Annotated in this window: 8 protein-coding genes and 1 pseudogene; 4 read left to right on the forward strand and 5 right to left on the reverse strand. The window is 64.0% G+C overall.

Translation table 11 applies throughout. The features are described 5' to 3' along the window. Positions 1–476 precede the first annotated feature (476 nt). Entirely contained in the window at positions 477–1,262 is a 786-nt protein-coding gene (locus tag ABZ909_RS42905; RefSeq protein WP_357012093.1) for a DUF1963 domain-containing protein, read from the reverse strand. 542 nt (positions 1,263–1,804) lie between these two features. On the opposite strand from ABZ909_RS42905, the gene ABZ909_RS42910 reads away from it, so the two are divergent. Then, positions 1,805–2,263 carry a hypothetical protein gene (locus tag ABZ909_RS42910; RefSeq protein WP_357012106.1) on the forward strand — a complete coding sequence of 153 codons (459 nt, stop codon included), beginning with the start codon at positions 1,805–1,807 and terminating at the stop codon, positions 2,261–2,263. Positions 2,264–3,000: 737 nt separating this feature from the next. Here ABZ909_RS42910 and ABZ909_RS42915 read toward each other — a convergent pair. Beyond that, on the reverse strand, positions 3,001–3,495 hold the full coding sequence (locus tag ABZ909_RS42915) for a hypothetical protein (protein WP_357012095.1): 495 nt from the start codon (positions 3,493–3,495) through the stop codon (positions 3,001–3,003). Positions 3,496–4,180: 685 nt separating this feature from the next. Between ABZ909_RS42915 and ABZ909_RS42920 the strand changes: the two genes are divergently transcribed. Together ABZ909_RS42920 and ABZ909_RS42925 are read left to right on the forward strand one after the other, a co-directional pair. Further along, positions 4,181–4,384: a hypothetical protein gene (locus ABZ909_RS42920; RefSeq protein WP_357012097.1), complete on the forward strand. Its 204-nt coding sequence runs from the start codon at positions 4,181–4,183 to the stop codon at positions 4,382–4,384. Between the two features lie 44 nt (positions 4,385–4,428). Continuing rightward, positions 4,429–4,664 (forward strand): annotated as a pseudogene (locus ABZ909_RS42925) (IS21 family transposase); the annotation flags it as partial. A 72-nt stretch (positions 4,665–4,736) separates the two neighbouring features. On the opposite strand, the gene ABZ909_RS42930 reads toward ABZ909_RS42925, so the two are convergent. The 3 genes from ABZ909_RS42930 to ABZ909_RS42940 form a co-directional block, all read right to left on the reverse strand. Beyond that, positions 4,737–5,852 carry a hypothetical protein gene (locus ABZ909_RS42930; RefSeq protein ID WP_357012108.1) on the reverse strand — a complete coding sequence of 372 codons (1,116 nt, stop codon included), beginning with the start codon at positions 5,850–5,852 and terminating at the stop codon, positions 4,737–4,739. 1,401 nt (positions 5,853–7,253) lie between these two features. After that, on the reverse strand, positions 7,254–8,549 hold the full coding sequence (locus tag ABZ909_RS42935) for an MFS transporter (RefSeq protein WP_357012099.1): 1,296 nt from the start codon (positions 8,547–8,549) through the stop codon (positions 7,254–7,256). A 23-nt stretch (positions 8,550–8,572) separates the two neighbouring features. After that, positions 8,573–9,145, reverse strand: a complete 573-nt coding sequence (locus ABZ909_RS42940) for a hypothetical protein (RefSeq protein WP_357012101.1) — start codon at positions 9,143–9,145, stop codon at positions 8,573–8,575. Positions 9,146–9,292: 147 nt separating this feature from the next. Here ABZ909_RS42940 and ABZ909_RS42945 point away from each other — a divergent pair, with 147 nt between their 5' ends. Beyond that, complete coding sequence (locus ABZ909_RS42945) at positions 9,293–10,000, forward strand: hypothetical protein (RefSeq protein WP_357012103.1); 708 nt, start codon at positions 9,293–9,295, stop codon at positions 9,998–10,000. Positions 10,001–10,262: the final 262 nt, after the last annotated feature.

A 10,262-nucleotide genomic window follows, 5' to 3' on the forward strand; every position in this document is an offset into this window, starting at 1 on the left:
TACGGCAGGGCCAACTTCGACCTTCTCCGACGCCGCCTGCTACTCGACGTCTGACCCGAACATCAACGCCACCAACAACTTTGTGCCAGAGCCATTATCACGTGTCCGCTAGCACTCAGCGCTGTCATGGCTTGGTACCCACGGGGAATGGTCAGCGGAGAGGCGTGCTGCCACACGTTGTGAGCGGGTGTCCGTTGCCAGTTGATGTGACGCAGCGGGTTGGTCATGAGCAGCGGTGCGACAGATATGTGGCAGAGGGTGACCGCGGGTTCTTGCCAGTTGGTTGACGCAACTTGGTGACGTGACGGAGGTGGGGAACGACCGGGAGGCTGCCTGCGGTCATCGCACGTCAAATATCGGCTAGGCCCGGCAGCTTGGACCGGGCTCGGCGAGGACCGCAGTCCCGTCGGCGTGGATGACCCAGTAATCGGCCGGGATCGTCCAATCCTCGTCGTAGCAGTAGACGCTCGATTCACTCAGTAGCATTCCCAGAAGACGTCGGCCTTCGAGAAGTCGCGTGTGCTGATGTTCGCTGGATCGATGAAGCAGTACAACGTTCCGAAATCGCCCCATCCCATGCCGATTGCGTGATCTGTGTCGAACTGCGCGATGAGCACCATCCAGGATGGCCGGTAGTCGGGATAGAAGCGTACTTCGGCGGCACTACCGGGCAGGATGCCGCTGTCGCGGTTGTTCTGGATCTCGTTGGCCCAGCCGCCGAGTTGGTGCCGTGGCCCGGATTCGGTGAAGAAGGTGTCACAAAAGGTTTCCAGCTGATCACTTACGTCTTCGTCATCGTCGTCCTCACCCAATAAGTGCTCTTCCAGCCATGACCGCGAGGGAATCGTCGGGACAACCGTGTAGGTCATCGGTACACGGTTGAAGATCCGTTCCTGCTCTTCGAGATCCGCGGGTAGCACTGCCTCGCGAAGAGGCAGATCAGCGGGGAAGTGCAGGAGAGCACCCTCATATCCGTTCGTATCACCGAACACGGAGATCCGGCCGGAGTCTGGAAGATTCAGGTCCACGGTAGGCAGTTCGGCCAGATCGATGGTGGCCACGTGCTCGTAGTGGCGGTGACCGTCGCCGGGCCAATCGACCCCCTCCGGTAGCTCGGGGAGACCGCCGAAGTAGCCGATAACCTGGTCACCGGCACCGGCGTGCCGCAGCCGTAACCCGTCACGGATCGTCAGTTGGAAGTCCGAGTGAAGTTCCTCGGGAATGTACGACCGCATCAATGCGTATAGATTGTGCTCAACCACATCGCTATCTTCACACGAGACTCCGAAATCTTCTGGTGTGGTGGCACCCGAAAGCGTTACGCCGCAAAGAGATCGGCTGCCAGGGCCTGTCCGCCCGGGCACGCCGCGAGGGGCCGACGACAGCACCCACACCCCCGGACCTCCGAGCAGTAATCGGAACAATCGATCCGCGTCAGGTTAGTGGCAGAGCTACCGCACTTGTGCCAAAACAATGGCAATACGTCAGGTCGAATGGCAGAGGACAGCGGGATCGTAGATGCTGGTCTGACCGGGGTCTGGTTTTGTACGTGAATCACGACATCGTTGATCCATGAATCACGACACCACCCGGGCGCGGAAGGTGCTGGTATCCGCGAATTTTGACGTCATCTGACGGGTTGCAGTGGCAGGATCGAGCTGCTATCAGTCTGCAACGTCCCGTAGGGGTGGACCGTGTCGCCGAACCTGTCCAAGGCACAGCTGTACGCGGCGATCCGCCGGGACTCGAGAGCGGGTTGTCGGGGCGGGAACTGCAGCGCAAGTACAACATCGGCTATCTGACGGTGAACGCCGCGCTCACTTCCGCGTTCCCCGAGGCGCGCAAGCAGTATCCGACCCGGGGATCAAAGCTGGATCCGTTCCACCCGTTCATCGACGAGATGCTACGCGAGGATCTGGACGCGCCCCGCAAGCAGCGGCACACGATCAAGCGGATCTACGCGCGGCTGATCGACGAGCACGGCATGGACGATGTGTCGTATCAGCGTGTCCGCGATTACGTTTCGAAGCGGAAACCACAGATCAGGGTCGAGCCCGGTCGTGAGCCAGCGCAGGTGTTCATCTCGCAGACTCACCGTCCCGGCGACGAGGCCGAGGTCGATTTCGGTGAGGTGACCGTGGAGCTGCGCGGCGCGCGGGTTGTGCTCTATTTGTTCTCGCTGCGAATGTCATACTCGGGCCGTTCGGTTCAGCGACCTATTGACCGCACTAACGGCGTGTCCTACATCAGATCGGTGACGTGAGCGAGAACCGTTGCCTCTGAATTGGTTCGGTAATTCGGAGGTTCGGTGGATCAGCATTCGACGCTGCGGGATGTGGCGGGTCTCGAGGTGGCTCGGACGGGGCGGGTGGTAGCGACCTGCGATATGACATTGCCGTGGGTGGTGACCGACAGTTCGGGTGGCCCAGTTGGGCCGGTCAGTTTTCGAGAAGCGGAAGTGCGCGCGAGCGTTTTCCACGCCGTGTATTCATGAACACGCATGTGTCCGTTGTTCGCTCCTGCGGCCGGACCCGGCCCAACGGGCGAGGCTCGAAGAGATCCACGACAACCTCGAAGCCCGCATCGTCGAAGCCAAACGCGAAGGCTGGCTCGGCGAAGTTGAGGGCCTCCAAGTCAGCTATGCCGGTGTCAAAGACAAGCTCGCCCAGATAGACGCCACACTCAGGCGAACAGCGACAGGAACCGACCTCGGCATCCCTACGTTCGGGTCCATCTCCGGACGAGCTTCTGTCCCGTGACATCCCGACCATCGCCGAGTATGACCTCGGCGTGGTTCGGCACACTTCGATCGGCCTTGAAGAGACTGTGGCCGTTTCGAACCGCGCACTATGCGGCAAGAGAGGATGTTGCGCCAGCGGAGGTTGTCGAGAATCTGTCGCATCTACAGCTTTGAGTCTCCATCAGGGGAGGTGGGAGGGTTGGGGCATGGACGGCGATAAATCAGATACGGGCGGGTTCCTGGTCTTCCGGCGAACGCGATCAGTTTTCGGTCCGCTCTCGGATGGAGACGACCTTGCCGTCTGTGATGCGGATGGTGGCGATCGGGCCCCATGAGCTCCAATGGTTAGCTTGGGTTTTCATCGCTGCGAGGGTGCAGTCTGTTGGGCTGACTGTTACGCCGCACATTTCGGATTGGGGATAGGAGGTGATGGTGACCTGGTCGGAGAGGGGCGCGGTGAGGCTCGGCCCACAGGCGGCTCGCCACTGCTTCGTGGATGTTCGGGCGAGGTGGACGAGGCTGTAGGTCAGTTTGTTGTCGGCGGACAGATCGATCAGCTCGACAATTCGGTCGCTTGGGTCATTGGCCTGGATGGCGTCCGTGCAGGGCGTGATGGCTGCGGGTTCAGCGGTCGGGGGGACGGCCCAGCTGGTGTCGGACGAACTCGCGCATCCGCCGACCGCTGGCAGTGCCGGTACGAGCAGGATCAGTGCGCAGACGCTACCGCGGCGCCACCGCATGAGTCGGTCGAACATCCGTTGCCCTTTCCCAGGGGCAGCCTGCGCCCCTCGACAAGCCGAGAGTATCCACGAAATACCCTGTGTGGCCACCCAATCCGTAGTTCCGGCCCCGAGAAATATAGCCTGGCACGAGTCGAAATCTCGTCCTAGACCAGCTCATCGAGAGAGGCGAATCCCAGACGCCAGATGGGACCTCTGGATCCGAGATCGAGAAATTGCAGACCACGGACGACGATTGCTCGCGTTCCCCGATGACAACGTGCCAGCGCTCGGTCCTAGTCGGACCGAACACCGGATCGACCGTCTCCGGGTCTCGAACTGTCCGATTCGCCCTCTGGCCCCACCGATCAACCGAAGAGCCCCGACGTGGTGACCTACCACCCCCGACACTGCTCCTAGGATGAGGAGCGGTCGATCCGGCCGCGGTCAGGCTTCCCGCCAGTGGGAGTTCGTGTACTCCGTACGGCCCATCCCGAGTGGCCAGGCGGGCCCATGTATGGACCGAATATCGCGGGTCCGGCACAGAAACCCATTGCCTACCAGCGGGCTACACCATATCCGCCCGAAATTCGGCCGATGCCAGTCGCGACCCCTTAACTGAGAAGTGAGCTGTCATCGGCAGAAGAGTGCGTTCGGGCGGCGCCGGATGGGCATGGCCAGTTAGTTCAGAGAAGCTTGTGTCCGTTGCCCGATGCTCCGAATGTCGTTGAGCCAAGTGCCGCGCCTGCTTGAGATCGAGGCCAACACCCACGAACGGCTCGATGAAGCCCGTCGGATGCGCTGGCTCGGCGAAGTGGCCGCACTCGAAGAGAGCCTGCGGCACATCAGGAACAAGAAGCAGCAGGCTGAACGGCTTCGTCAACGAGCCGCCGCCGGAGATGCAGGCATCGACGCGCTCAGCTGACACACGCACCGAGTCGACAAAAGCCCAGCCCAGTAGTGCGGAGAAGGGTGTCGGCTTCCGGCGGGCAGGAAGCGTTCCTGGAGGGCCACGTTCACGCGTTTACGCAGCTGGGCGGGGTCCCGCACGGCAAGATCCGTTATGACAATCTGAAACCCGCGGTCACAAGGTTCTCGGGTTGGGCAGGGCCAGAACCGAATCCGAGCGCTGGATCGCGTTCCGCAGCCACTACGGCATCGACGACCCGTTCTACTGCATCCCCGGCACGGAAGGAACCGCGCACAATGCGGGTTGGCGCTGGCAGTGGTGCAAGAACCGGCCGGTTTCGCGCGCGAGGTCATCGCGCGAGTGGCGTCTACATCGCGGCGGCCGGGTCGTTGGGTGGGGGTGCGAGTCGGGCGGCGGCATCGAGCTGATCGCGGAGGGTCGAGATCACCGCGTCTCGGGACGTATTTTCGAGGTAGGCGACGCGGGCGGTGAGTACATTGATCAGAAACATGGCGGGCGTGAGAACCGGTGAAACATCAACTCCGACGATGACATCCGGGGGCTTTGTCACGATCACCGGTGTCAGATCGGTGAGACCGGCAAGGACGTGATTGAGCGCCTGCCCTGGATCGTCGGGGTCATCGAGCGCCGTTGCCGTTTCCAGGAGGAAATTGCCGACGCGGCTCGCGTGTTCGGTGAGGCCGACTTGGGTGTCAGCCCCGGTATCGAGTCGGGTGTCGTCCACGAGCACGCGGTCGGTTCGGGTTTGAAGCGCACCAGCGTGGCCGGAGCGGGTCGTTATCGAGACGTTGATTCCCAATGGCCTACCCGCTTGATCCCATACGGGTGCGTCGTCATCGTCGGATTGCGGGCTGGCGGCGAGGTCTTGGACTGCGGACCGGTCGACGATCCCGTCGGCGAGTGGCATCCACATGGACAACACGTCGTGCGGTGCACTCCCGTCCAGCACGACAGTCCATTTGCCCGCCGTGACAGCTATTCGGCCGAAGATGTCGAAGTCGTCGGATACCTCTGACATGTCGACGGAAGCCAGGGGCGCGATAGCCCGAAGGGCGTCGGCGAGGCCATTGGGACCGAATGTGTCGACGATGCCGACCGCGAAGGCTCCGCCTCGGTCCGGGTTGTTCCAGTCGATGTCCCGGTCGAGGCGAATCCATCGGTCCGCGAGCTGACTGATCTGGCGGGATGCTCGTCGCGCCCACCAGTCCACATCACCGCGCACAGCGCTGACGGTCGGCGACGCAACAAATTCCGCTTGGTCGAGGCCATAGTTGTCTTTGATCGTGCCGGTCGCGTATCCACTCGCGGTGAGGACGAAGTCGCCGGTGACGGTGCCGAATGTGGTGGAGTATGCCGCCGAGACTCCGACGACCCCGCTGTCCGTGAGCCGGTCCGCAGCATTGAGGAGTGCTTCCGAAGGTGAGTCGACAATGGATTGCCACTCCGGAGCATCCTTGGACATGCAGTCTCCTTGACGGTCTTCGTTGCGTTGCGCCTGAGCCTAAGACGGATACTCACGCACAAACCCAGTACCTGTTCCATGTGATGGGAAGGGGGGGCTTGCCGACGATGCCATCGGCAGCGGACAGGATGTATCTGGTGCGTTGCCCACGAACCTTTGCCGGTTAGGCAGCTGCGGTGCGTGGTCTGCCCCAGCGTTCGCTGCGGACGCGGGCGCGTGCTCGGCGTTGGGCGGCGACGCCGTCGGCAGGGCGGGCGTGGGTCTTGCGCCACCGCGAGTGGTCCTGCAAACGGCGGGCGGACGCGGTGTGGTTGAGGTGGTTGGAGTTGCCCGTGGCGAAGTTGCGGAGCGGCCCGAACTGGGCCTCGATCGGATTGGCCCACCAGGCCCGCCTGGCTAACCGACAGCCACCTGGTTGACGCGCGGTCCCTCCACACCTTCGTCGGCGCGGACGGCTACACGCTTCCGACCTGCGGGCCGACTTGAACCGGTTCGTCACCGTTGTTCAGAACACCAGGATCTCCGCGGAAGACCTTCACACGCCACCGTTCTGACACGGCCGACGACCAGACACGCCGACCGGGGTGACGTCGAAATTCATGGATACACCCGCCCCGATCGGCCCTGAGTGACGCCAGGATTCGCGGATAGGCGGTGTTGGAATTCGTACTTACGGCCACGGGGTCGCTGCCGCCGGTGACGAGTAGGCGACCGTCGGGCAGCCTGGCGGTACCGGGGCAGAGCATCTCGTGGGCGGTGTCGGACATGCGCTGCTGGTTGATGACGCCGGTATTCGGGTCGAGGGTCGCGGTCATGGTGAAGCCGTGACCGGCGCCGTAGGTGTCGGGGGCGTACGCGGACCAGGTGAGGATCTCCGTCGGGCAGCACGGCTGAAGCGACGGGAACGATCGGAAACGGGATGCGCGGGCTCCAACTGCCGCCGACGGCTCGATTGGCCGCCCCCTGCACCCGGATTTCGGCCGCGGCCGCGGCCGGGGCGCGGTTACCGGCCTCGGTCAACGCGGTCAGCCGCACGTAGCGGGCCGTGATCGATTGGAACGCAGCGCTTTTGCGGTTCACGTCGTCCTGCCATGTCCCGGCCGCGACGTCGGTGAATACTTTCCCGTCGGTGCTGACCGCCACGGTTTAAGCGCCGATGCGTCCAACCGGATTGCCGTCTTGACGCGGCAGATCCTCCGCCGAGCCGACGGAGGCAGGCCCACCGCCGAGGACGAACCCGGTGGAAGCGACCACAACGTCTACGGTCACGAGCACGCCAAAACGCGTGCGGCGTGTATGGCTCGGCGGGTGAGCCTCAGCTTCGGAGCAGAATCCCCACGAATGGGAACCCCCGGCGCTGAGCCGGTCCGGTCGGACCGTGCCGCACGCACCGACAACACCTCACTGGTCAGGAATTCGATTCTGTCGGGACACCTGGGCGATCCAGGTGGTTGAACGCGGCGCGGCCGGGGGTGGCACACCGGGTGCGGAACCGGCCTCGGGCAGCCGCCGCGCGCTGCGGGCCATGACGACCATGCCGAGGAGGATCACCCACCCCGTGGTGGAGACGCCGAGCATCGAGAGCAGGATACCGGCGAGCAGTGATCCTGCGGCCGTGCCGCAGTGGCCGATGAGTTTGGTGGCGGCGAAGATTCGGCCGACGAGGTCCTCGGGGAAGGCGCGCAGCCGATGCAGGGCCAGCGCGACGTTCCCGATAGGGGCGACGAAGCCCATCCCCATCCAGCACAGCGCGAGCACTGCCGGGCTCGCGTCGACCGCCATGGGGAGGCTGAGCACGACCCACGCCCACACCATGGCGGTGAGCAGGGTCCGCGGCGCGAAACGAGTGGCGAGCACTGCGGCGGGGGCGGCTCCGAGTAGACCGCCCAACCCCGTGGCCCCCAGCACTACGCCGATCGTCCAGGTCGAGTGGCCGCCCTGCCTGATCTCCACCGTCATCGAGAGGATGAGGATCTGAAAGATCGCGTTGGTGATTCCGAGGATCACCGTCGCGCCCCGTACGAAGGGTTCGGACCACACGCTGCGGACTCCCGCCCACGCCTGGTTCCAATCCCAGACGCGGATGTCGTTGCGGGCGCGTATGTTCGGGCTTCCCTTGATTCGCGCGCGGATTCTCGACAGGGTCCACAGGCAGTACAGGTAGGAGGCCGCGTTCGCCAGGAACGGCAGGGTACGGGCGATGCTGAGGGTCGCCGCTCCGATGAGCCTGCCGATCATGTTCGCTATGGGCTGCTCGGCCTCGAGGAACGCGAGCGCGGTCGGGCGTTCCTCGGTGGTGACGACATCGCGGACCAGGCCCAGTTCGCTGGTGTTGAAGAAAACGTAGGCGGCGCCCTCGATGAACGCGGCCGCGGCCAGCAGCACCGGCAGGCCCGGCGGCCGCTCGGCGACGATGAATGCGGCGAGCAGCGTCGCCGCCAGACCCGAACGCTGACACATGATCAGGACTCGCCGTCGATCCCACGTGTCAGCCACAACGCCCGCCGGTACCTCGAACAACAGGCTGGGCAGGATGGTCGCGAAGGACACGACACTGGCCGCGACCGGTGAACCCGTCAGGATCAACGCCAGCAGGGGGTAGGCGATTCGCACACCGTGCAGACCGACGTGGGAGACCGCATTGCCGGACCACAACAACAGGAAGTTCTTGTTGTCGAAGATGTTCGAACCCTGCATCGCGGATCGATTTCGCCGCGCCGTCAGAGGAATTTGCCGATGAACGCGAGGATCTCGCGTAATCCATTGCGCCACGCGGTGATCACCGCGAGCGCGGCGCATCCGAAGGCCACACCGGCCGAGCTGAACGCCCAGGAGGTCAATCCGGCGGTGCTCAGCGGGACATTATGTCCGGGCCACGGGTAGGAGCCCGTCCCTCGCAGGGCACTGATCGCCAGCCCCACCTGCGGGCCCCAATCGTTGCCCATGCCCATCGCTGCCTGCACCTTCGGCAGGTTGGTGTCGAGGTTGAGAATGACCACGAGCACCAGGATCGCGACCACGACCGAAGCGACGGCCGTGACACCACCGGCCAGGTCACTGCGATTGGTGATCGCTTGAATCGCCCCGACCACGACCACGAAGATGGCGACGCTGATGAAGATCGCCCAGCTGCCACTGATCTTCACACCCGGGGGAGCGGCCTGCGACCACAGATTCAGGTGGCTGGTGGTGTGGGTGAACTGACCGAAGGCATTGATCGTTCCCTTCCCGTCCCAACCTGAGGCCTTCAGCCAGGGCTGGAACATCATGAAGAACAGGATCGAATTCCCCATCGCTGTCAGGCCGTACGGCCAGACACCCCTGAGTGAGCGCGTGGTTCGCGGCTGGGGATCGGGGCTGGCAGAACTGCCGGCGGGCTGGGAAGGTGTCGTTTGCACCATCAGAACAGGCTACAAACAGTCGATTCGGGGGTATCGCCAATGCTGGGCAGGGTCACCGGCTCCGGGAAAGCCGAGTTCACCACGCAGGCATGGCATCCGGGAATGCTCGAGGACCTGGGCGACATCGTCACCCTCGACGGCGCGAGATTCCGCTTCCGGGAGGCGATTCCGGCCGATGCGTCCGCCCTTCGTGATGCCCTGTTGCGGGGGATGCGGGCGTCGCTCGAGCTGTTGCCGCGCGGCGAGGGCGGCGTCGAATGGGTGCGGGGTGTCATCGAGGACATGCGGCCGCGCCATCTGGCGAACTTTCGACGATTCCTCGACGACATAGCGCAGGGAACCGGTCGCCGTAAGATCTTCGTCGCCATGGATGGCAAGGGGGAACTGGCCGGTTTCACGCAGCTCGACGTCTGCGCCGACGCGGGAGGCGGCGTTTACGGCCAGATGGAGGCGTGGGTCATCGAGCCGCAATACTCTTCCCGCGCAACTCGATACGTCGGCCGCAGCCTGGCCGCCAGCTTGATGGACGCAGCCAAGCTGTACGCGGTCGCATCGGGCGCGCATCGACTGGAGTCCAACACGACCAAGGGCCTTCCCTCAGAGGCCGCACACCTGCGGCAGGGCTACGAGCCGAGGCCGGGCCTGTATCCGACGCCGGCCCTGTGGCTGGAGAACGGTTGCAGGCCGGATGTGGGCGCCCAGATGAGGCTCACCTGGACCATCCCCTCAATCTTGGCGGTTCGCTAGCGCCGGATTCCGGCCGGATGCGCCACTACCCCCGACCGTCGAAGTCGCCCGAGAAGCCGATCGAAGATCAGAGGTTGACGAAGAAGTAGTAAGCGCGCATACTAATTGCATGACGTTCATCGCTGAAGCCTCCGCCACCTCGACCGCCACCCCTGCGGCCTTCTTCACCAAGTGGGCCGACATGGCCACCTGGCCCGAGTGGAACCAGGACACCGAGTGGGTCACCCTCGACGGCCCCTTCCAGCAGGGCGCCACCGGCACC

This window comes from Nocardia sp. NPDC046763 (assembly GCF_040645495.1).
In the GTDB taxonomy this organism is placed as follows: Bacteria; Actinomycetota; Actinomycetes; order Mycobacteriales; family Mycobacteriaceae; genus Nocardia.

Coding starts and splice junctions, on each gene's coding strand:
- ABZ909_RS42920 (WP_357012097.1), top strand. CDS start 4,181: ATGTCGTTGAGCCAAGTGCCGCGCCTGCTTGAGATCGAGGCCAACACC.
- ABZ909_RS42930 (WP_357012108.1), bottom strand. CDS start 5,852: ATGTCCAAGGATGCTCCGGAGTGGCAATCCATTGTCGACTCACCTTCG.
- ABZ909_RS42945 (WP_357012103.1), top strand. CDS start 9,293: ATGCTGGGCAGGGTCACCGGCTCCGGGAAAGCCGAGTTCACCACGCAG.
- ABZ909_RS42915 (WP_357012095.1), bottom strand. CDS start 3,495: ATGTTCGACCGACTCATGCGGTGGCGCCGCGGTAGCGTCTGCGCACTG.
- ABZ909_RS42940 (WP_357012101.1), bottom strand. CDS start 9,145: ATGGGGAATTCGATCCTGTTCTTCATGATGTTCCAGCCCTGGCTGAAG.
- ABZ909_RS42935 (WP_357012099.1), bottom strand. CDS start 8,549: ATGCAGGGTTCGAACATCTTCGACAACAAGAACTTCCTGTTGTTGTGG.